We start from the raw sequence: 20,358 nt of genomic DNA on the forward strand, positions 1-20,358 counted from the left end.
GACGGTGTATAATCGCCGCCACGTAATGGAGAGGTTGCAATGAACGACAGCAAGAGCGAAAACGTGGAATACTCAATCGACAGCGTCATGGATGTGTGCGGTCTGTTTTGTCCAGAGCCAGTCATGATGCTGCACAACCGTATCAATGACGTGGACGTGGGATGCGTTATCGAAGTATTGGCCACGGATCCATCCACCCAGAGAGATATCCCTAAATTCTGTCAGTTTCTGGGCCATGAATTGCTGGCTTCAGGCGAGCGGGACAAGCAGTTTTTTTATCACATACGCAAAGTCGGCAGCTGAAGCGTCAGCCTTTGGCGGTCGCAATTACCGGTTTTCTGGGGCGGCTATAGAAGAAGGTCAGTGCGCCAGCCAGGACAATCAGGCCGCTTCCGATCCAGAGCTCCAGGTATATCTCTTCACTCCAGATTAGCCATCCCAATAGGCCGGCAATTGGCAGCGACGCGTAGCTGTACAGGCCGATTTTGCCTGGCGAAGCCAGTGTATAGGCGTGGGTGGTTGATAGTTGGCCGACGGTCGCCAATATGGCGAATAGAAACAGCCAGACCAGGGTGGCCGGCTCCAGCGCCTGCCAGTACCAGAGCATGGGGATGCATGACAGTAGCGTGCTGAACAGGTTGAAATAGAAAACGATGCGGACGCTGGGCTCGGTAGAGCCCAGGCGGCCAATCACTACTTTGGCGCCGGCGGCGAACAGGGAGCCGCACAATCCCGCGAGGATGGCGAGGCGTCCTGCGGCGGCAAGGCTGTCCGGTTGCAGGATAATAATGACGCCTAGAAATCCCAAGCCCAGAGAAAACGCCAAAATTGGCGTTGGACGCTCGCGTAGCCAGACCCAGGCGATGACTGGAATAAATAGCGGCAGCATCAGCTTCAGCATGGTGGCTTCCGCCAAACGAATGGACGCGAAGGTGTAGATCAGACAGGAAAAGGCGGCGACGCCCAGGGCGGCGCGGAGAAAATGGAGCGGCAATCGCTGGGTTTTGAAGGCGCTACGCCCTGAGCGAAGTAGAAGCGGAGTAAGAAAAGCCAGACCGAAGAGATTGCGGAAAAACACCATCTGCCAGACGTGGGCTTCCAGGCTGATATGTTTCACCACCATGCCGGTAAGCACGAAAAAGCATTCGCCGAGAATGATGAACGCCACTCCCCGCAGGAAACGATCTTGCGGCATGCGCTGACAACCCTTAATGATGGATGATTGCGACGCCGGGCAGTTTATATATCTTTAACGTGATTAAGAAGCGCGTTTTTGGAGATTTCGCCCAGGAAGCGTTTGGACGCCAGTTCTGCGCCATTGGCGTCGAAGAAGACGAATGCGGGAGGTCCAAATATGCCGTAGCGTTTGAGCAGCGCCTGATTGCCTTGGTCGTTTTCAGTGACGTCCGCCTTGATAAGGTGAAAGCGGCTGAGTCCCGCTCGCACCTCTGGTAGAACGAAGGTCTCCCGTTCCATGATCTTGCAGCTGATGCACCAATCGGCGTAAAAATCCACCATGACGGGCTTGCCGCTGGCGGAGGCTTTGGCGACCTCTTGATCGAGCTGCTCTGGTGAGGTGACTTTGACAAAAGATAGCGGCTGTGCGGCTGATCCACCAGGGGCCGCCATCGCGGATTTGATCGCATAGGGCGCCAGAGGTTGCAGCGGGTCGTTGGCGCCCGCCGCGGCGCCCAGCATCAGGGTGACGGCGTAGACGAAGAACACCAGCCCCAAGCCCTTACTAAGCTTCTGCCAGCCGCTCCAACCAGATTCGACATTGGTGAAGGCGCCCATGTAAACCGCAGAGACGCCGATCAATACCGCCCACAGTGTCAGGGTCGCCTCCGGCGGCAGGATACGCTCCAGCATCCAGATGGCCACGCCCAGCAGGGCGACGCCGAAGACATGTTTCACATGCTCCATCCAGGCGCCGGCGCGGGGCAATAGTTTGGTGCCGCCAGTGCCGAGTATCAGCAATGGTAAGCCAATGCCCAGGCTGAGGCCGAACAGCGCCATGCCCCCTTTGAATGCGGAGCCTAGATAAGCCGCGTATCCCAGCGCGGCGATGAGCGGCGCGGAAACGCAGGGCGACACCACCAGCGCGGACAACAGGCCCATGATGAAAACGCTGAAGATTTCACCACCCTTTTGCTTGCTGTTCAGGCCGCTGAGCCTGTCGCGCAAAAACGAGGGCATCTGCAGCTCGTAGAATCCAAACATGGATAAAGCCAGGAACACAAACAATCCGCTGAACAGGATCAAGATCCAGGGTTTTTGCACCTGCGCCTGAATGTTGGCGTCCTGACCCAGTTCGCCGAAATGGCCTGCGACAGCGCCCAGCGCGGTATACACGGCGGCCATACCCATGATGTAGCTAAAGGACAAGATAAAGGAGCGCAGCAGAGTGACTTCTTTTTGTCCGACGATGATGCTGGACAGGATGGGTATCATGGGGAACACGCAAGGCGTGAATGCTAAACCTATCCCCACCGCCATCAGGATGAAAAAACTGAACAGCAGGCCTTGGGCGATGAGGTAGTCCGTAATCGAAGTGGATGACGTGAAGTCAACGTCAGCGGCCTTGCTTGCTGGGATGCTGGAAGCGGCTGAGGAACCGCCTTGGTTGGCTGAGGGCGGTGTGGATGAGGGAGTCTTGCTTGTGGTTGCGGCTGGCGTGGCGCCATCCGACTCCGTTCCGATAAAAAGCGCTGTTTCCGTTTGCGGCGGATAACACAAACCGGCTTCCGCACAGCCCTGATAGCGTACTTTGAACTCGACTTCGGCGCCGTCCTCCGCCGCTACCGGCACGCGGATTGTGAGCTCATCGTGATAGACGTAGACCAGGCCAAAATAAGGATCTTCTTTTTCCTCGCCAGGGGAGGAATAAGTCCAGCGCCCTTGCGCTACGCCCTCCGCGTCTGTCGTCACGGACATGCGGTCTTTGTACAGGTAATAGCCGTCAGCAATCGCCCAATGCAGGACTAGCTCGTCCCCTTCCACCGATGACGTGAACCGGTAGGCCTCCTCTACGGGCAGGAATTCCGGTTCGGCCAGAAAGCCGCTGTTGTCGCCGAACAGATTGCTTTCCGCTCTGACTGTGGCGCAGCAAAACAGCGTCAGTATGAATAGGGCTCTGAGTAGTAGGGGCATGTTTCTCGCTACAGGTGCTTAAAAATTAAAGTGGCGCTATCCAGCGCTCCTGTTTCCCGGGCGTCCCTTCGGTTGCGCGGGCATGGACTGGTTCAATATGACAATTTACTGGCTAAAAGGTTCAAAAAACTTGAACTTCTCGTTGAAATTACAATTGATTACCTTATCCATAAAATCGATAATCGGCCATCATAATCCAAGGCCCCTGTCTGCGCGACTTTCTGCGGTTAAGTTAAACTATTTTTAAGGTCCGCCTGAATGTATCGCAACACCTATACTCTAAGTGCTTCGCACAGGCGATGGGGCATCCATAAGACGGGCATGCCGCCCGGCTTGATTGTAGCGACACGGAGCTGTCACGCATCGGGGTTTTTTACGCGTTGTCGAGTTATTCCAGATTAGACTTCTCCATGCCGGCCGCTAGGGCGCAAGACTTGCAGCTATTATTCGACGGTTTGTTCCGGGAAACATTGAATACAGTGCTGGTGCGCGGAGAAGGCGAGCCTATTTACTTGCCTGCTTCCGCAACGGGCGGATGCAACGAAATCCATTTTGCTCATGGCTTTGTGAACAGCGCTTTGCATGAGATTTCTCACTGGTGCATCGCTGGTGAAGCACGTCGCCAACTCATCGACTACGGGTACTGGTACGAGCCCGATGGCCGTAGCGCCCAGCGTCAGGCGGAGTTTGAGCGGGTTGAAGTGAAGCCGCAGGCGTTGGAGTGGATTCTGGCGGAAGCCTGTGGCGTAAAGTTTTTTATCAGTTTCGATAATCTCGACGGTCAAGGCGCCGCCGGGGAAGGGGCCTTCAAGGTCGCCGTTCATGAACAGGCGCGACGCTATCTGCAAGAAGGGTTGCCGCCGCGCGCCCAGCAACTTCTGGACTGTTTTTTGGACACGTACATAGGGCGGGAAAATTTCGGACTGTCTCTGTTTGCACTGGATAAGCTATGAATGTTTGCGGAGATCCCGGAATAACCCAAATAAGCGGTGCGCGACGGAGCGTCCGCGGATAAGCTCTTCAACCTCCAACTCATTGGACTTCCTGTGAAGAGCAGGCGGTTGGCGAGTGAGGCGTTGAGGGCTTGTTTTAAACAACTTATTGCAAACATTGCAGGTCCAGCCGCCCATCGCATAAAGTATGTGGTTTGGACTACGTCGGTTTGCCGGGAATATCTTCAAAAATCATGACAGTTAGTGATCAAACGACGGATAACGCCGTCCTCTTTTCTTCTCTGAATTTACATCCAAAACTTGAGCAGGCTATTCGCGATCTGAAGTTTGAGCGCTGCACTCCGATTCAGGGGCAGACGCTGCCGCACACGTTGCAGGGCGTGGATCTGATCGGCCAGGCGCAGACAGGCACCGGCAAAACCGCCGCGTTCCTGATCACCATTCTGCAGCGTCTGGTTTCCAACCCAATTCCAACCGAAGAGCGCTTCTCCAGCGAGCCAAGAGCCCTGGTGGTGGCGCCGACCCGGGAGCTGGCGTTACAGATTGAGAAAGACGCCTGTGAGCTCGCCAAGCACCTGAAGCTGAATATCATCTCCGTCATCGGCGGCACGCAGCTGGATCGCCAGCGCAGAAAGCTGCGCGACGAAGCGGTGGACTTGTTGATCGCCACGCCGGGACGTTTGCTGGACCATCTCACCAGCGCTGATATTTACCTGGATCAGGTGGAAGTGCTGGTGCTGGACGAGGCGGATCGCATGTTGGACATGGGCTTTATTCCTGATGTCAAGCGTATTGTCCGAGCTACGCCGAGAGAGCGGCAGACCTTGCTGTTCAGCGCGACCTTCAGTGAAGACATCAAGAATCTGGCGCGGCGCTGGACCGAAGATCCGGTGGAGGTCATGCTGGCGGTGGACCATCTTCCCGCTAAAACAGTGGATCAGCGCGTCTACATGGTGGAAAGCAGCGCCAAGCGTAAGCTGTTGGTGAATCTGTTGAAAGACAGTGAAACCCGGCGCGTGATCGTATTTTGTAATCGCCGTGACGAAACACGAAGTTTGTCGGAAGCCTTGAATCGCCACTCCATCAAAAATGAGCTTATATCCGGTGAGTTGCCCCAGCAAAAACGCTTGAAGACACTGGAGCGTTTCCGTAAAGGCGACTTCCGCGTGTTGGTCGCCACCGATGTCGCCGGCCGTGGGCTGCATATCGATGGAGTGACTCACGTGGTCAACTATAATCTTCCCGACGACCCGGAAGATTATGTTCACCGTATCGGGCGCACCGGGCGTGCGGGCGCGACGGGCGTCTCCATCAGCTTTGCCTGTGAGGACGATTCCTTCCTGATTCCGGAACTGGAGAAATACCTGGGTCATGAGCTGGCTCTGATTCACCCGGATGATGACTTATTGCAGTAGCCGAGCATACCGACCAAGAGGAAAGGGAAGATGAAAATAGTTGCAGATGAGAATATTCCGCTACTGCAGCCGTTTTTCGGATCAATGGGAGAAATTCATACACTGCCGGGACGTGAGATCAGCAACGAGCACCTGCGTGACGCGGATGTGCTGTTGGTGCGTTCTGTGACCAGGGTGGACGAACGTCTGCTGGAAAATACTGGTGTGAAGTTTGTCGGTTCCGCCACCATTGGTTGCAACCATGTCGACATGGACTACCTCACTTCACGGGGAGTGGGGTTCAGTAATGCGCCGGGGTGTAACGCCAGCGCAGTGGTCGAGTATGTGGTGAGCTGTCTGTCCGTATTGAGCGAGCAGTTGGGCTTCGAGCTGGAAGACAAGACCGTAGGCATTATTGGTCGCGGTGAAATAGGCGGGCGACTTGAGCGCGCGCTGACCTTGTTGGGGCTTGAGGTGAAATCCAATGATCCGCCCAGAGAGGCCGCCGGAGAGCAGAACCTGTTTTCTCTGGATGAGGTGTTGCAGTGCGACATCATCACCCTGCATACGCCATTGACGGACTCTGGTTCCTATCCGACGCGAGAATTATTGAACGCGTCGATGATAGAGAATCTGCGTTCGGACCAGATACTGATCAACACCTGTCGCGGGGAAGTGGTCGACGAGTCGGCGCTCAAGCGCCGGTTGCAGAAGGGAGACGGTCTGACCGTCGCGCTCGACGTCTGGAATAACGAGCCCGCCATTGATGTGGAGCTGGCGATGCTTTGCCACTTCGCCACGCCGCATATTGCGGGCTACACGCTGGATGGCCGTACGGCGGGAACGGAGATTATTTATCAACATCTGAGTCGCTATCTGGGCCTGCCGGTGAGACATAAGCTGGGACAGTTCTTGCCCGAGCCGCCGCTGCGCAGAATGGCGTTTTCATCCGGGGTAGACCCGGACTGGGCGTTGCATACTGCGATCAGAGCGAGTTACGACGTGCGTCACGACGATAGTCAGTTAAAGCGCACCTTGCGTTTGGATGCGCCTGTGCGGGCTCAGGAGTTTGATCGTTTGCGCAGAGAATATCGTGTGCGTAGAGGATTTGATCGCATCAAGATTGAACTCAAGGGCGGCAAAGCGGATCTTCTGGCCACCCTGAGCGCAGTCGGGTTTAATCTCAGTTCGAAATAGCTCAGCCTTTCTGCCGCTGGCGCATACTCGTGTGCTGGCGGCTCCAGGGATTCCAATTATCCTCCATCGCTTTCAGCGCCTTTTGGATCATAGCTTCAGTGATGGGAATTTCTTCGCCGTTTTCCATAATGATGGCGGCGCCGTTCATCGCTTCGTCGTCGCCGGTTTCGCTTGCCGATTTACGCCAGTTGTTCGCTTGCATTTGCCCGGACCTCCAGAGTTTGCACCAGCCTAAACTCGTCTCATGACGATCCTGTGACACGAGAGGGGCGTCTGTTTACAGGTTTTATCTGTTTATCGCAGACGCCTTTATCTCTAAAGCTAGCCCATGACGTCAGCTTGAGCCATCGCCCTCCAGAAGGCGCTCCCAAGGCATTATCAACAGAAAATGCGAAAAAGCTCGAAAAGTGGACGATAATATATTGAAAGGCAAACCAACCCGAATCGGCGTTTATTTGTGAATCATTGCAAAAAAATGACCATTCGGGCTCATAAGCAGCGGCAGGCGGTCGATACTGAACTGTTGAAACTATCGTCACGGAAAGAGGCGATTAATCCATCCGGCATGAACAAAGGCGTTACAATGTAAACGTCGCTGGATACTAGTCTTGGAGAAATGGCTGAGTGGGTGATAAAGCTGCGGTGTATTCTCCCAAGGATGTGGAAATACCATTCGAAAAGCTGGGACTGCAAGTTGGCGATCCTTTGCATCTGGAGAGCATGGATCAGAGTGCGCGCTATCATGTGCGCCTGATCGGATATGCGCCAGGGCAAAGCGTAATGGTCACCACACCGGTTGTGGACGGCAAGCAATTGATTTTGAAAAAAGATCGGCCGTTCACCGTGCGTTCTGTGGCGAAGAATAAAGTGTGCGCTTTCACCAGCCAGGTTAAGCACATGGCGCTGCAGCCCTTCGCCCATGTTCATCTGGAATATCCCAAAGAGCTTCTGGCGCTACAAGTGCGCAACGCTGAACGACTGAAGGTGGAGATTCCCACCCAGGTCAACAGCGACTTCGACAGCGGCTTGGGCGACTGGCCGAAAGAGGCGGTGATTATTGATATCAGCAAGACCGGGGCGGGGGTAAAATCCATCGTCAAGCTGGGCGATGCTGGCGAAGAAGTGATTCTGCGCTTTGCGCTGACTGTGGCGGATATCACCAAGACGTTTAACGTCAACGGCATCATTCGCAACCGCACCATTATGGAACAGGACGATGCGCCTTTCAGGTACCTTTACGGGGTGCAGTTTACCGGGTTGTCTGATGCGGCGAAGATCGTCATTAGCGGCTTTGTGCACGAGCTGCAATTGTCCAAGTAATCGAGCGACGATAACGGGCTAAGCGTCAATCTGGGTGACGCTTTCGTTCATCTGGTAAGCGTCAATAAACGGCATTGCCTTCCTGAAATTCTATTGCAGACTTCCATTAGCTGAAACGAAAAAGCCCGGCATTGAAACCGGGCTTCTTGTTCGCGTTTAGCGATTGGCGGCGAGAGCCGCAATGCGCTCATCCAGGGGAGGGTGGCTGGAGAACAGCGCCTTAAGTCCCTGTTTGACTCCCTCGGTAATGCCGAAAGCGGTCAGCGTATCGGGCATTTCGTTCGGCATTTGCGTCTCAGCTTTCAGTCGTTGCAGCGCCGCAATCATGGCGCCGGAGCCCGCCAGTTTGGCCCCCATGGCGTCGGCGCGGAACTCTCGCTGACGGGAAAACCACATGACGATAATGGACGCGAGAATGCCCAGCACAATCTCGGCGAAAATGGTGGTGATGAAGAAGCCGATGCCGTGACCGTTTTCATTTTTGAAGACGGCCTTGTCCACAATGTTGCCGATAATGCGGGCGAAGAACATCACAAAGGTGTTAATAACGCCCTGTATCAGCGCCAGAGTCACCATATCGCCGTTGGCGACATGGCCGATCTCATGAGCCAGTACTGCGCGAACCTCATCTTTGCTGAAGCGGCGCAGCAGTCCTTCACTCACCGCCACCAGAGCGTCGTTCTTGTTCCAGCCTGTCGCGAAGGCGTTTGACTGATGTGCGGGAAAGATGCCGACTTCCGGCATATTTATTCCTGCTTCACTGGAAAGCTCTTTTACGGTGTCCAGCAACCAGCGTTCTGTCGCGTCCCGGGGCTGCCCGATTATCTGGGTGCGGGTGGACATCTTCGCCATCCACTTGGACAGGAAGAGCGAGATCATCGCCCCGCTCATGCCGAATACGGCGCAGAAGATAAGAAGTGAGGTGAGATTCAGCCCGCTGCCCTGCAGATAGGGTTCAACCCCCAAAAGCCGCAACGTCACGCTCGCCACAAGCAATACAGCAATGTTGGTTGCCAGAAACAGTAGAATCCTGAACATAGTCGCCTCAAACTAAAGGGATAAGCCTACTGGGAAAATATGTTTCGGATGGAGGAAAATCAATAAATGAGGGATTAAAGATTATTAACCGATCGGGGCGCGGAATACGCTTTTTAAAAGGCTGAATTCTAAGCGTGCCCAAGTGTTAAAGCGTGGCGATTTTCATCGGGGTTTCGCCTTTGCTAGTAGCGCTGAAAAAGTGGATTGAGGTTTGACCAGAACAGTTTGAATAGGGAGTGGAAGGAGCGTGACGGTTTCGATTTTTCTGGATGATGCAGGCAAGGAGTTGGAGAAGCGGGCGGCGGGGAAAAGGGTCGCTTTGGTGTTTCATTTGAAAATAAAGCGCAGCGAGGATTATCTGAGTTGGCTGCGAGAGAGTGCGAATCAGTGTGGTGGCGTACGGTTGTTTCGTGTGCAGGCGGACCCGGTCGCCAGGGAAGGGATGTGGCTGGATGAAATCCTGATTGATGAGTTTCCTTCACCCAAGGCCGCTGTGAATTTTATGACGACGCACTGCGAGCGCATACGGGAATGCTTTGATTCGTGGGCGGTGCTGGCGGTAGCGCCCGAGTCGCCTTGGGTGTTTCGGATGGTGAGGTGGATCTCCAGGCTGATTCAGGTGTTTAAGGGTGTTTGTGATAAAGGGACGCCGGCAGCCGACTGGAAAGCGGAAAATACGGCGATATGGCCTGACCCAGCCCAGATGGCGGTCGCACGAAGTCAGTGCTTGGACACCCCTTTGTTCGTCTACAACCTGAATAAATACAAAACGGTAGCGGAGTATCAGGGAGAATCCGTTTCTGAGCCTTCCGTTAGCGGTAAAGACGCCTATGATCGTTACGCTAAATTGGCTGGATTTGAGCTCATGCGACGAGGCGCGTTTCCCGTATACGGCGGAACACCGATCTGTTTGTTGGCGGGAGAGCCGGATTGCATGCTGCAGGATAACTGGGATAAGTTTATTTTTGTGCGTTATCCGCAGAGAAGGAATCTACTGGCTACGATAGAAGGCGATGCGTTTGGCGAGAGTCAGAAGCATCGTGACGCGGGACTGGCGCGAGTAGCGATATTCATGGCCAGTCCGGTTGGCTCAGGCTGATCCTTATTTCACACGGGGCGGATTCTCCGCTTCCACCCGCTGCGTCATCCAATCTCGAAACGCCTCCATCGCTGGGGTGGGCGACCGGGACTTCAGTCGCGTCAGCCAGTATCCGCCTTCGGAAATGAAGCAGGAAAACGGCTGTTGAATGGTCCCGGAGGCGAGATGGCGGGCGAACATCAGTGGTGGCGCCAAAGCCACGCCCACACCTTGCAAAGCCGCTTCCATCATGGCGATGGAGGAGTCGAAAACGATACCCTTTATCAAATTGGCCGGTTGCGCCATGCCGGCGGCGGCGAACCAGTTGCTCCATTCGTTGGCGCGATAGGAGCGCAATAATGTGTGCCCGCTCAAATCTTCCGGCGTGCGCAGCGTTTCCGCGAGGGCGGGGATGCATAAAGGCGTTAGCGGGGCTTCGAAAAGTGGTGCGGCGTCGACGCCATGCCAGGCGCCGTCCCCGAATCGGATAGCGTAGTCCAGGCCTTCCGCAGCGATATCCACGCGATTGTTGTTAGTCGACAGGCGTACTTCCACAAAGGGGTGCTGCTGTTGAAAATCGGCCAGACGCGGCAATAACCATCCCACCGCGAATGTTCCCACCGCCCCCAATGTCAGCACCTCTCGAACTTGTCCTCCTTCGAGTCGGGACAACGCCTCGGACATGCGGTCAAACGCCTGATTGACGGTCGGTAGCAGCGCTTCGCCTTCCGGCGTGATCATGAGCCCGCGGGGCAAGCGCTTAAACAACTTCACGTTGAGGCGTTCCTCCAGCACCTTGACCTGATGGCTGACGGCGGCTTGGGTGACGCAGAGTTCGATGGCGGCCTGGGTGAAGCTCAGGTGTCGAGCCGCCGCTTCAAAAGCTCTGATGGCGTTCAGAGGGAGGTGAGGTCTGGCCATGGATACCCAAATTTAATTTATGGCTAATGCAAAAATTGGTCGTTTGTTATCAATTCTCCTGAATCATAAGCTATCCAACTCTAAGCGTTAAGGGGTTCGTCGCTGGTTTGGTATAAATAAAATTTGTGCTCTTCGATCCAAATCCTTTTTCGACGGTGATAAAACCAACGCTTAGTTACTTCAATCAACATGGCAAGTTATCTGGGAGATACTTATGAGTTTTTGGGTGTCGCGTCGTCGTTTGACGGTGTTACTGGGATCGGCGTGCGTAGGCGGTCTGCTGATGTTTTCCGGCGTCAGCGTGGCGGCGGATAAATCCGTTCAGCTGGAAAAGGTGTTTGCGAAGCTGGAAGACCGGCTGGAAGCGCGAATGGGAGTGATGGTGCTGGACACGCAGACAGGCCGGACTTGGGAGCAGCGCGGACAAGAGCGTTTCCCGCTGTGCAGTACGTTTAAAGTGCTGGCCTGCGCGGCGTTGTTGGCGAAAGTGGACGCCGGTGAGGAGAATCTGGCGCGTCGCGTACAGATTCAAGCCCGAGACATCGTCACCTATTCGCCCGTTACCAAAGACCGTATCGGCGGGGAGGGAATGACGCTGGGAGAACTGTGTCAGGCGGCTATGACTAAAAGCGATAATACGGCGGCCAATCTGGTGCTGAAAGCCGTCGGCGGTCCGCCCAAACTGACCGAGTACCTGCGTGGTCTGGGGGATGAAACCACTCGTCTGGATCGCTGGGAAACCGAGCTGAATGAGGCGACGCCGGGCGACCCGCGCGATACAACCTCTCCCGCGGCGATGGCGTCTACGTTGCAAAAGCTTTTTTTGAACTCTCCGTTGTCATCGGCGTCCCGTCAGCAACTGACGGCCTGGTTTCTCGCGAACGAAACTGGCGACGCCAAGTTGCGCGCAGGCCTGCCGCAAGACTGGCGCATCGGAGATCGTACTGGCGGCGGCGCCTATGGCTCCACCAATGATGTGGCGGTGATCTGGCCGCAGGGGCGTGAGCCTCTGATTGTGACGGTGTATATCACAGAGACTGAAGCGGCTTTTGATGATCGCAACAAGGCGATTGCCGATATCGGCCGAGCAGTGGGTGCGGCGTTTCAGCCCTGAAGTCGGAATCGTTAAGGCGAACATCCAGAACAAGGGTAAACCAGGTTTACCCTTGATGTGCTTGGCTCAACGGAGGTGGGGCGTAAGTTCCATCAGTGTTGCGCCGGCGCGAACAGGATGCATTGCATGAGCTCCGCCAGTTGCGTGGAGGTCGCTTTATGCAGCGCCTTCTTGATGAGTTGGATGTTGCTCATGGCGATGTTGGGCGTCGCGTCGCCGCTCTCTTCCAGGGCGCTGATAAAGCGCTGCAAGGTAGGCGAGACTGCCTGATTGACGGCCAGACTGTTGAGTTTCAAAAAAGCCGGCTGGGTCAGCACCGCCTGATCAATCGCTTCCTGTCGGATGGTGTCTACGAAACGAATCAACCCTTCTTCCGACAGCCAGATCATGGCGGCGAAACAAGCCTGATGTCGCACGCTGTGCAGTCCGAACTCATCCGGCGTGTCCGCGCCGGAAATATCCTCCACAAAGACAGCGCTTTTGCGAGGGAAAGAGTTATAGAGCTGAATCAGGACCTTGGCTGCGTCCTTGTAGAACTCTTCTATATGTATTTCTGGCACGATTCAATTCTCGGTTAGTTCGCTATAAAGGCGGACGCATACCGGGCGCATCCGCCGCAAAGGCGACGAATTACTGTTCGTAGCCTTGCAGGAAGTGGCTGATGCGGCTGACCGCGCCCTCCAGTTCATCCACCCTTGGCAGGAACACCAGGCGGAAATGCTGAGTGTCCGGCTGATTAAAGGCGGAACCCTGAACGATCAGAATGCGTTCCTGACGCAGCAGGTCCAGCACCATTTTTTCATCATTGTGGATGGTCAATACCTTGGGATCAATTTTGGGAAAGAGGTACATGGCTCCGCGCGGCTTGACGCAACTGACCCCAGGGATCTGCGAAATCAGGTTGTAGGCGGTGTCGCGCTGTTCCCGCAGGCGTCCGCCTGGGGCTACCAGATCGTTGATGCTCTGGTAGCCGCCCAATGCGGTCTGAATGCCTAATTGCGCCGGCACGTTGGAGCACAAACGCATGGAGCTGAGCATGGTCAGGCCTTCAATATAATCTCCAGCGCGCAGTTTAGCGCCGCTGACGATCAGCCAGCCGGCGCGATAACCCGCCGCCCGATAGTTCTTGGACAGGCCGTTGAAGGTCAGGAATAACAGATCGTCCGCCAACGAGGCGATGCAAGTGTGCTCCGCTTCATCATAGAGAATCTTGTCGTAAATCTCGTCAGCAAGAACGATCAGGCGATGGCGACGCGCCAGCTCCACGATTTGTTGCAACAATTCCCGTGAATAGACGGCGCCAGTGGGATTGTTGGGGTTAATAATAACGATCGCCTTGGTGCGTTCGGTAATCTTGCTTTCGATATCCGCAATGTCTGGGAACCAGTCCGATTGCTCATCACAGCGGTAATGGACGGCGCGGCCGCTGGACAAAGTAACGGCGGCGGTCCATAGGGGGTAATCCGGCGCTGGAATCAGCACTTCGTCATTGGTGTTCAACAACGCCTGCATCGCCATGACGATCAGCTCGCTGACGCCATTGCCCAGGTAAATATCCTCGATATCCACGTTAGCGATGCCGCATTGCTGGGTGTAATGCTGCACCGCCTTGCGCGCGGCGAACAGACCTTTAGAATCCGCATAACCTTGCGCATGGCTGAGGTTGTAAATAACGTCTTGCTGGATCTCTTCCGGAACGTCAAACCCGAATGGGGCGGGGTTGCCGATATTGAGTTTCAGGATTCGATGGCCTTCTTCTTCCAGGCGTTTTGCTTCCTGGAGCACTTGTCCGCGAATTTCATAACAGACGTGGAGCAACTTATTTGATTTCTTGATTTCATGCATACTTAAACCGCTGCCGGGAACTGGCCTATAAGAAACATATATATAGAACATAAAAGGGGGCTGCGTATTATTCAATTGATGTCCCCATAATTACAAGCGGGATGCGGAAAGTCGCATGCTGCAGTCTTGTGTTGGCGCAGGGGCGGAACAATTTCGCGACGCCTGCGTCAAAGTAAATGGAATATCGTTCAAGCGAGCAGAGAGTATTTGAGTCGGAGGCCTTATGGATAAAGTAAAGAAAAGCGACCAGGAATGGCGTCAGCAATTATCGGATGAGCAATACCGGGTGACCCGTGAGAAGGGCACCGAGCGTCCTTTCACTGGCGAGTATTACGATACTAAAGATGAGGGCGTATATGTCTGTGTCTGTTGCGGCGAACCGTTGTTCACCTCGGAGAATAAATACGATTCCGGCTGTGGCTGGCCCAGTTTTTGGGCGCCGATGGATAAAGAAAAAATCACCGAAGAGATGGATATGAGCCATATGATGGTGCGCACGGAAATTATGTGTAGCAAATGCGATGCGCATCTGGGGCATGTTTTTGACGATGGCCCGCAGCCCACCGGGCAGCGCTACTGCGTGAACTCCGCCTCGCTACGCTTTCATTCTGCTGACGGCGACGCCAAACAGGAAGACGAATAACCGGCGCTCCGCGTCTCAGGAGAATTATCGTGAAATTTGCAGATCGGCTGGCGGCGGTGCGGGACCGCTTCGGCTCCGACGAGGCTATGCGCGCTGCGTTATCGGTGGCGGCGGATGCTGATGAACTGACGCAGCAGTCCGACGCTTACTATCTTTCCAATATCAGTCGGCGGATATTTCGCGCCGGGCTGAAGCACAGTTTTGTCGACTCTCGCTGGCCAGCCTTTGAAGAAGCTTTTTTCGGTTTTGAGCCGGAAAAAGCGGAGCTGTTGTCGGAGTCCGATCTGGATGAGCGTATGAAAGACACCCGGCTCATACGGCATTGGGGCAAGATGTGTTCTATTCCTTATAACGCCGCAATGGTGAGAGAAGTCTCCCGCGCTCATGGTGGTTTCGGTCGTTTTCTGGCGCAATGGCCGGAAACGGATATTGTCGGGCTGTGGCGCTATCTCGCCAAGCAGGGCAAGCAAATGGGCGGGCAATCGGGAGCTCGCTTTTTGCGCATGGTCGGCAAGGACACCTTTTTGTTGACGGATGATGTGGTCGCCGCGCTGAAAGCCATGGGCGTGGTGGAAAAAATCCCGACGTCCCAGAAGCAATTGCAGCACACACAGGCGTTTTTCAATGAGTTGGCGCACACCTACTCATTGCAGCTCTGTCAGTTAAGCCAGATCCTTGCCTACAGCGTAGGTTAGGCGTTGAATAAATGATAGGAACTGGGTGCATAACGATCGCCGCTTGAAGTGCGTTCAGCGGCGAGGTTTTGTGACCCTGGACGCAAAAGATCTCAGGAGAGATTGAAAATATATATTGCGCGCAATATTATTTTTCGAAATACAAAGGAGGAGCCTATGAGCGTTTACGATTATCAGGTAGAGGATATTAAAGGCGCCAAGCGGGACATGTCCGAGTTCAAGGGCAAGGTTCTGTTGATCGTCAACACCGCCAGCAAGTGTGGCTTCACGCCACAGTTTTCCGGCCTGGAGTCCTTGTATGAGAAATATAAAGATCAGGGGCTGGAAGTGTTGGGGTTTCCCTGTAACCAGTTTATGCAGCAGGATCCGGGCGAGAACGCCGAGATTGCGGAATTTTGCCAGCTTAACTATGGCGTCAGCTTTCCCATGTTCGCCAAGATTGATGTCAACGGCGATAGCGCACATCCGCTTTATAAGTTTCTGAAGAGCCAATCCAAAGGCCTTTTGGGCACCGAAGCGATCAAGTGGAACTTCACCAAATTCCTGGTGGACAAGAACGGTAAAGTCCTGGAACGTTTTCCGCCTACCGCTACTCCGGAGAAGCTGGAAAAGCCGATCAAGGAACTGTTGGCGTGACGCTACCCGCTTGTCAGGAAGGTCGGGAAGATCAGTTGCTGGCGTTGGATAACCAGATTTGTTTTCTGCTGTATTCCTGCTCCCGCAGCATGACGTCTCTCTACCGCCCTTTGCTGAGTGAGCTGGGGCTGACCTATCCACAGTATCTGGCCATGCTCGTGCTGTGGGAGGGTGATAAGTCTGGCGAGGCGATGAGCATCAAGCATATCTGTGAACGTTTGCTGCTAGATACCGGTACGGTGACGCCGCTACTGAAGCGACTGCAGCAGCAGGGGCTGATTACCCGTCAGCGCTCAGCGGAGGATGAGCGGAGCGTTTTGCTGGGTCTGACTGACGTGGGAAGGGAGCTAAAGGCGCAGGCGGCGAAAGTGCCGATGCAACTCTTATGCAAAGCCAATGTGGCGATTGAAGAGCTTGAGCGCTTGAAAGGCGATTTGCGCGGCTTTCTGGATCGTATTCAACAGCTGAGTTAAGGCGTTTAAGCGAATTTGCTGCTGGCGGCCGCTGCGACAGGATCCGCCAGCCACTTGGCCAGCATTTGGGTGAGCGCTTTTTTCTCGTAAGGCTTGGTAAGGTAGTCATTCATGCCGCAACTGAGACAACGCTCCTTGTCGCCCTGCATAACGTTGGCGGTGACGGCGATGATGGGCAGGGCGTCATACTTGGCATTCTGACGAATCAGCCGCGTGGCCTCGTAGCCGTCCATGACCGGCATATGACAGTCCATCAGAATGATGTCGTAATGGTCGTTGCCCACCAGATCCATGGCGTCCTGGCCGTTGTTGGCGATGCTGACTTCGTAACCCAGCTTGCGCAGGATGGTTTTCGCCACCAGCTGATTGACTTGATTATCCTCCACCAGCAGCACATGTTTCTTGCCAACCGGCGCCTCCGGCATGTCCGCGCCTTCAGTAACCACCGTGGCTCCGCCTGGGTTGGCGGCTTTGTATAAGGTGTCGTAAAGCCTGTCGCGACTGATCGGCGCGCTGATCATTTGCTCAATGCGCATGGCTTTGAAGGCGTCGTTGTCCGATGGAATGTTTTGGCGCGCCACCAGGATCATATGCACATTATCGATATCTTCATGCTCCACCAGGAGCGGAGAGAGTGAGCGGGAGTCGAACAAAATGATGGTGTTGGGCTCAAAACGCTGTTCTTTCAGATTAATGTCCTGAGGATGTTCATAGGGGTAGGCGTCGCAGGGCAGCTTCCAATTCTGCAATTCGGCGCTGATGCATTCAAAGGTGCGGTTCTCTGTTTGATGCATCAGCACAAAGTGATGTTTGAACAGACTTTCGTCCACCTTGGGACTGGGCGTGTTGTGGTCCGCCAGCAGGGGCAGGGTGACCATGAAACTGCTACCGCGTCCACGCTCCGAAGCCACTTCGATCTTGCCGCCCATATGGGTCACCAGCTGCCGGCACAGAGTCAGACCAAGGCCGGTGCCGCCGTATTTGCGAGTGATATCAGCGTCGCCTTGGGAGAAGGGGGAGAAGATAGACTCTAACCGGTCTGCTTCAATACCGATGCCGGTGTCGGACACGCGGATTTCCACGCTCTGGTTTTTCAGAATGCTCAGGCTGACGGTGACACTGCCTGTCTCAGTAAACTTGATGGCGTTACCGGTCAGGTTGCTGACGATCTGGCGAATACGAGTGGGGTCGCCGTAGACCCGTTCCGGGAAGGTGGGGTCGATATTGGTGTACAGCGCGACATTCTTGGCGTGTGCGTTTTGCGCTAACAGGCGCGATACGTCCTCGACGGTTTTGCGAAGATCGAAGGCGATGTTCTCCAGCGTAAGCTTGCCGGCTTCCACTTTGGAAATGTCCAGAATGTCGTTGAGCAACTCCAGCAAGGCGACGCCGGAGCTGTAGGCGACGTTAAGTTGTTCCTTTTGTTTCTCAGACAGCGGCTCTTCCAGCGTCAGGCTGATCATGCCCAGTACGCCGTTAAACGGGGTGCGGATTTCGTGGCTCATATTGGCGAGGAAATCCGCCCGGGCTTTGGCGCGGCTGACCGCTTCCTCTTTGGCGACGCGCAGGTCGTGGTTGCTCTTGATGAGCTGCTTGTTCTTCTCGGAAAGTTCTTTGGTGCGACTGTCGACGATCTGTTCCAGCTGCTCCGAATAGGTCTTCAGGCGCGATTCCGCTTTCTTCAGCTTGTTCAGGTTTTCGTCGATGGCCTGCAGCTGGTTGTTGGTGGAGTTGACCAGAACGCCGATTTCATCCATCTCATGGCCTTTGGGCACCGGCAGACGGATTTTTTCCGGGGTTTCCGGGTCGACTTCGCTGACCGCGGAGATAACTTTCACCAGCGGCTGGGTCAGCATGATATAGAACAGAATCAGCAACACTGCGGAAAGGATCAAGCTGCGCAAAAAGCCGGATACCAGGGTAAATGCCGCCCGTTTGAGGAACTCAGCGCCGCTGGGATAGGTGTCCACGACCACATTCAGGTCGCCCAGAACAAAGTCGTTCAGCTGCGGTACGAAGAGCGTTTCAGTGTAGGTGCGGCTGGGTTGGAACAGCAGATCGCTGAGCCAGCGGTAGGCGGATGTCTGTGGTTCGCGTTCTTTACTGGCCAGCAGTCGATTGTCCGTGTCGATAATTTCCGCATGGATGATCGATGGGTGTTCAAGCAGCCCGTCCAGCAGTTCCGCGGCGAGTCTGGCGTCGATGTTATAGGCGATTTGCGAGGCTGGCGCATGGCTGATGGCGACGACGGCGCGAATTTCCGCATCCAGAGAATTTTTTTCGTTGAGAAAGTCGATGATGACCTGGATCAGACTCAGCACCATGCCCAGCAGCAAGGCAACGGCGACGGTGTTGCGCGCCAGTCGGAAGGATAGTCGGTTGTTGATGCTAATTTTCAAGGGTTATTCCCATGAACGCCAAACGAGCTGCGGAGACAGGGGAAACTGCCCGGCGCTTCGCCGGTCAGGAAAGCATAAGCGCTGTCCGGGCCGTCCGCTCTAATCATAAGACTGCTTTTTCTTCCATTTTTCTTCTTCTGTCATCATCTTGTCCAATTGCGCGCTCAGCCTGTCGCTTCCTTCCGCAACTGCTTCAGATTTACTCTGCGCCGCTTCAGTGGCAAGTTTTTCCAGCTCTTTGATGCGTTGACGATAAATAAGCATGCTTTTCTGCGCAAGGGGATTCTTCTCTATTTTGCCCAAAGCCTCGATGGCGTCATGATAATGGTGAATGGCGACGCGCAGTCGGTTGTTGGCTTGGGCGTGTTTGGCTTTATTGACGTGGGAATCCGCCAGAGAGCGAACAATCAGGTATTGGGTGTTGAGGAGGTGTTTGACGCCGGTTTTCTTTTCTATGCGGCCTTTTTGAACCTGCACCTCAATAAACTTGTATAGTCCCTTGAGCAGTTTGCGGACTTCCTGCATCACCGCCTGGTTTTGCAAATCGAGCTGGGGGAAGTCGGCCTGACTCTTTATATTCTCCTTTATTACTTCCCACTCTTCGGCCTGGCTTTCATGATCGCCCCGGTGACCGAGATTGGCGAGCTCTGCGATGGTTTCCTGGGCGCGAGCCACCACCAGTAGACGAATGTCTTTGGCGGCGTATTGGGGCGGCAACCCAGTGGCCAGCGCTCTTAGCAGACGCAAACGGTCGAGCAAAGTATTGAGCTGACGTTGCCGGGCGTCCTTCGCCTTTTCGCGCCACTGTCCCAAGTAAATCAGAAGCAACACCAAAATAATGACGCCGCCTATTAAGGCGGTAATATTCGTTGCGGACATCTGGGTCGTATATTTTCTATATAAATTTAGAACTTACGGAAAGTATAGATGAAACTGGGAAAGTCTACGGATTTCTGCAAAAAAATGTCTGTCCGTGAGAAGAGGGCGACTGATTGGCGAGACTAAGCCGATAGAGACTTTGGCGTTACAAAAAGCTGCAAAATCCCCCGCGTTTGCGATACATCGGACCAGCGTTCCATATCAAAGCGGATTTGAGCGACGCCGCAGGTGGGAAGGTTGGCGATACGGCTGTCGGAAATGGCGTTCAACAGGTCTGTAAAACCGGGATTGTGTCCAATAATTGTGAGATTGGCTTGCGTTTGCTGTTTGATCAGAGCCAGGAGTATGGTGTAATCCGCCTCGTAAATTTTGGCGTCTTCCTGCACCACTTTTAATAGGGCAGGATTGTCCTGGCCCAGTAATTGCAAAGTTTGCCGGGTTCTGCGTGAAGGACTCAGCAGGCATACATCGGTGGAGAATTTCATATTCTTCAGGAAACCGCCAATCTTGGGCGCGTCCCGTAATCCTCGTTTTCCCAGCGGCCTCTCCAAATCAGGCAGTTGTGAATTTTCCCAGGAGGATTTTGCGTGACGGATCAGGGTCAGGGTATGCATGAGGGGCTG

General features: G+C 54.5%; 21 protein-coding genes. 11 read left to right on the top strand and 10 right to left on the bottom strand.

What is annotated here, in order from left to right; all coding sequences use genetic code 11:
• The first annotated feature begins 39 nt into the window (after positions 1–39).
• On the top strand, positions 40–303 hold the full coding sequence (gene tusA / locus O5O45_RS05245; protein ID WP_305904199.1) for a sulfurtransferase TusA: 264 nt from the start codon (positions 40–42) through the stop codon (positions 301–303).
• A gap of 4 nt (positions 304–307) precedes the next feature.
• On the opposite strand, the gene O5O45_RS05250 is transcribed toward tusA, so the two are convergent.
• Positions 308–1,195, bottom strand: coding sequence for a DMT family transporter (locus tag O5O45_RS05250; protein ID WP_305904200.1), 888 nt, complete (start codon positions 1,193–1,195; stop codon positions 308–310).
• A gap of 44 nt (positions 1,196–1,239) precedes the next feature.
• Positions 1,240–3,150, bottom strand: a complete 1,911-nt coding sequence (dsbD, locus tag O5O45_RS05255; protein ID WP_305904201.1) for a protein-disulfide reductase DsbD — start codon at positions 3,148–3,150, stop codon at positions 1,240–1,242.
• 434 nt (positions 3,151–3,584) lie between these two features.
• Here dsbD and O5O45_RS05260 point away from each other — a divergent pair, with 434 nt between their 5' ends.
• The 3 genes from O5O45_RS05260 (at position 3,585) to pdxB (ending at position 6,694) form a co-directional block, all read left to right on the top strand.
• Complete coding sequence (locus O5O45_RS05260; RefSeq protein WP_305904202.1) at positions 3,585–4,103, top strand: elongation factor P hydroxylase; 519 nt, start codon at positions 3,585–3,587, stop codon at positions 4,101–4,103.
• 233 nt (positions 4,104–4,336) lie between these two features.
• Positions 4,337–5,518, top strand: a complete 1,182-nt coding sequence (locus tag O5O45_RS05265; RefSeq protein WP_305904203.1) for a DEAD/DEAH box helicase — start codon at positions 4,337–4,339, stop codon at positions 5,516–5,518.
• 30 nt (positions 5,519–5,548) lie between these two features.
• Positions 5,549–6,694, top strand: coding sequence for a 4-phosphoerythronate dehydrogenase PdxB (pdxB, locus tag O5O45_RS05270; RefSeq protein ID WP_305904204.1), 1,146 nt, complete (start codon positions 5,549–5,551; stop codon positions 6,692–6,694).
• Between the two features lies 1 nt (position 6,695).
• Here pdxB and O5O45_RS05275 read toward each other — a convergent pair whose 3' ends face one another.
• On the bottom strand, positions 6,696–6,896 hold the full coding sequence (locus tag O5O45_RS05275) for a PA1571 family protein (RefSeq protein WP_305904205.1): 201 nt from the start codon (positions 6,894–6,896) through the stop codon (positions 6,696–6,698).
• Positions 6,897–7,318: 422 nt separating this feature from the next.
• Between O5O45_RS05275 and O5O45_RS05280 the strand changes: the two genes are divergently transcribed.
• Positions 7,319–8,014 carry a flagellar brake protein gene (locus tag O5O45_RS05280; RefSeq protein ID WP_305904206.1) on the top strand — a complete coding sequence of 232 codons (696 nt, stop codon included), beginning with the start codon at positions 7,319–7,321 and terminating at the stop codon, positions 8,012–8,014.
• Positions 8,015–8,170: 156 nt separating this feature from the next.
• Here O5O45_RS05280 and htpX read toward each other — a convergent pair whose 3' ends face one another.
• Positions 8,171–9,052 carry a protease HtpX gene (htpX, locus tag O5O45_RS05285; protein WP_305904207.1) on the bottom strand — a complete coding sequence of 294 codons (882 nt, stop codon included), beginning with the start codon at positions 9,050–9,052 and terminating at the stop codon, positions 8,171–8,173.
• A gap of 247 nt (positions 9,053–9,299) precedes the next feature.
• Between htpX and O5O45_RS05290 the strand changes: the two genes are divergently transcribed.
• Positions 9,300–10,151: a Dimeric alpha-beta barrel gene (locus O5O45_RS05290; protein WP_305904208.1), complete on the top strand. Its 852-nt coding sequence runs from the start codon at positions 9,300–9,302 to the stop codon at positions 10,149–10,151.
• Positions 10,152–10,154: 3 nt separating this feature from the next.
• Here O5O45_RS05290 and gcvA read toward each other — a convergent pair whose 3' ends face one another.
• Positions 10,155–11,051, bottom strand: coding sequence for a LysR family transcriptional regulator (gene gcvA, locus O5O45_RS05295; protein WP_305904209.1), 897 nt, complete (start codon positions 11,049–11,051; stop codon positions 10,155–10,157).
• A 214-nt stretch (positions 11,052–11,265) separates the two neighbouring features.
• Here gcvA and bla point away from each other — a divergent pair, with 214 nt between their 5' ends.
• On the top strand, positions 11,266–12,165 hold the full coding sequence (bla, locus tag O5O45_RS05300; RefSeq protein WP_305904210.1) for a class A beta-lactamase: 900 nt from the start codon (positions 11,266–11,268) through the stop codon (positions 12,163–12,165).
• Positions 12,166–12,257: 92 nt separating this feature from the next.
• Here bla and O5O45_RS05305 read toward each other — a convergent pair whose 3' ends face one another.
• Together O5O45_RS05305 and O5O45_RS05310 are read right to left on the bottom strand one after the other, a co-directional pair.
• Positions 12,258–12,725, bottom strand: coding sequence for a hypothetical protein (locus O5O45_RS05305; RefSeq protein ID WP_305904211.1), 468 nt, complete (start codon positions 12,723–12,725; stop codon positions 12,258–12,260).
• Positions 12,726–12,795: 70 nt separating this feature from the next.
• Positions 12,796–14,010, bottom strand: coding sequence for a pyridoxal phosphate-dependent aminotransferase (locus tag O5O45_RS05310; protein WP_305904212.1), 1,215 nt, complete (start codon positions 14,008–14,010; stop codon positions 12,796–12,798).
• A 223-nt stretch (positions 14,011–14,233) separates the two neighbouring features.
• Here O5O45_RS05310 and msrB point away from each other — a divergent pair, with 223 nt between their 5' ends.
• From msrB to O5O45_RS05330, 4 genes are all read left to right on the top strand, one after another.
• Entirely contained in the window at positions 14,234–14,653 is a 420-nt protein-coding gene (gene msrB, locus O5O45_RS05315; protein WP_305904213.1) for a peptide-methionine (R)-S-oxide reductase MsrB, read from the top strand.
• A gap of 29 nt (positions 14,654–14,682) precedes the next feature.
• Positions 14,683–15,348: a DNA-3-methyladenine glycosylase I gene (locus O5O45_RS05320; protein WP_305904214.1), complete on the top strand. Its 666-nt coding sequence runs from the start codon at positions 14,683–14,685 to the stop codon at positions 15,346–15,348.
• 156 nt (positions 15,349–15,504) lie between these two features.
• The gene (locus tag O5O45_RS05325) at positions 15,505–15,984 is read left to right on the top strand and encodes a glutathione peroxidase (RefSeq protein ID WP_305904215.1); all 480 of its coding nucleotides are present in this window, start codon (positions 15,505–15,507) and stop codon (positions 15,982–15,984) included.
• Positions 15,981–16,457 (top strand): MarR family winged helix-turn-helix transcriptional regulator, encoded by a 477-nt coding sequence (locus tag O5O45_RS05330; RefSeq protein WP_305904216.1) that lies wholly within the window; start codon positions 15,981–15,983, stop codon positions 16,455–16,457. Before O5O45_RS05325 ends, O5O45_RS05330 begins: the two co-directional genes overlap by 4 nt.
• A gap of 5 nt (positions 16,458–16,462) precedes the next feature.
• Here O5O45_RS05330 and O5O45_RS05335 read toward each other — a convergent pair whose 3' ends face one another.
• The 3 genes from O5O45_RS05335 to O5O45_RS05345 all read right to left on the bottom strand — a co-directional run bounded on the left by O5O45_RS05335 (position 16,463) and on the right by O5O45_RS05345 (position 20,349).
• Complete coding sequence (locus O5O45_RS05335; RefSeq protein WP_305904217.1) at positions 16,463–18,856, bottom strand: ATP-binding protein; 2,394 nt, start codon at positions 18,854–18,856, stop codon at positions 16,463–16,465.
• A gap of 99 nt (positions 18,857–18,955) precedes the next feature.
• Complete coding sequence (locus tag O5O45_RS05340) at positions 18,956–19,735, bottom strand: hypothetical protein (protein WP_305904218.1); 780 nt, start codon at positions 19,733–19,735, stop codon at positions 18,956–18,958.
• Between the two features lie 122 nt (positions 19,736–19,857).
• Entirely contained in the window at positions 19,858–20,349 is a 492-nt protein-coding gene (locus tag O5O45_RS05345; protein WP_305904219.1) for a SixA phosphatase family protein, read from the bottom strand.
• Between the last annotated feature and the right edge of the window lie 9 nt (positions 20,350–20,358).

Source organism: Hahella sp. HNIBRBA332, assembly GCF_030719035.1.
In the GTDB taxonomy this organism is placed as follows: Bacteria; Pseudomonadota; Gammaproteobacteria; order Pseudomonadales; family Oleiphilaceae; genus Hahella.

What these genes read in the sequence shown, in the direction of transcription:
- msrB (WP_305904213.1), top strand. Translation starts at nt 14,234, where the DNA reads ATGGATAAAGTAAAGAAAAGCGACCAGGAATGGCGTCAGCAATTATCG.
- O5O45_RS05345 (WP_305904219.1), bottom strand. Translation starts at nt 20,349, where the DNA reads ATGCATACCCTGACCCTGATCCGTCACGCAAAATCCTCCTGGGAAAAT.
- O5O45_RS05325 (WP_305904215.1), top strand. Translation starts at nt 15,505, where the DNA reads ATGAGCGTTTACGATTATCAGGTAGAGGATATTAAAGGCGCCAAGCGG.
- gcvA (WP_305904209.1), bottom strand. Translation starts at nt 11,051, where the DNA reads ATGGCCAGACCTCACCTCCCTCTGAACGCCATCAGAGCTTTTGAAGCG.
- O5O45_RS05310 (WP_305904212.1), bottom strand. Translation starts at nt 14,010, where the DNA reads ATGCATGAAATCAAGAAATCAAATAAGTTGCTCCACGTCTGTTATGAA.
- htpX (WP_305904207.1), bottom strand. Translation starts at nt 9,052, where the DNA reads ATGTTCAGGATTCTACTGTTTCTGGCAACCAACATTGCTGTATTGCTT.
- dsbD (WP_305904201.1), bottom strand. Translation starts at nt 3,150, where the DNA reads ATGCCCCTACTACTCAGAGCCCTATTCATACTGACGCTGTTTTGCTGC.
- O5O45_RS05250 (WP_305904200.1), bottom strand. Translation starts at nt 1,195, where the DNA reads ATGCCGCAAGATCGTTTCCTGCGGGGAGTGGCGTTCATCATTCTCGGC.
- pdxB (WP_305904204.1), top strand. Translation starts at nt 5,549, where the DNA reads ATGAAAATAGTTGCAGATGAGAATATTCCGCTACTGCAGCCGTTTTTC.
- bla (WP_305904210.1), top strand. Translation starts at nt 11,266, where the DNA reads ATGAGTTTTTGGGTGTCGCGTCGTCGTTTGACGGTGTTACTGGGATCG.
- tusA (WP_305904199.1), top strand. Translation starts at nt 40, where the DNA reads ATGAACGACAGCAAGAGCGAAAACGTGGAATACTCAATCGACAGCGTC.
- O5O45_RS05275 (WP_305904205.1), bottom strand. Translation starts at nt 6,896, where the DNA reads ATGCAAGCGAACAACTGGCGTAAATCGGCAAGCGAAACCGGCGACGAC.
- O5O45_RS05265 (WP_305904203.1), top strand. Translation starts at nt 4,337, where the DNA reads ATGACAGTTAGTGATCAAACGACGGATAACGCCGTCCTCTTTTCTTCT.
- O5O45_RS05340 (WP_305904218.1), bottom strand. Translation starts at nt 19,735, where the DNA reads ATGTCCGCAACGAATATTACCGCCTTAATAGGCGGCGTCATTATTTTG.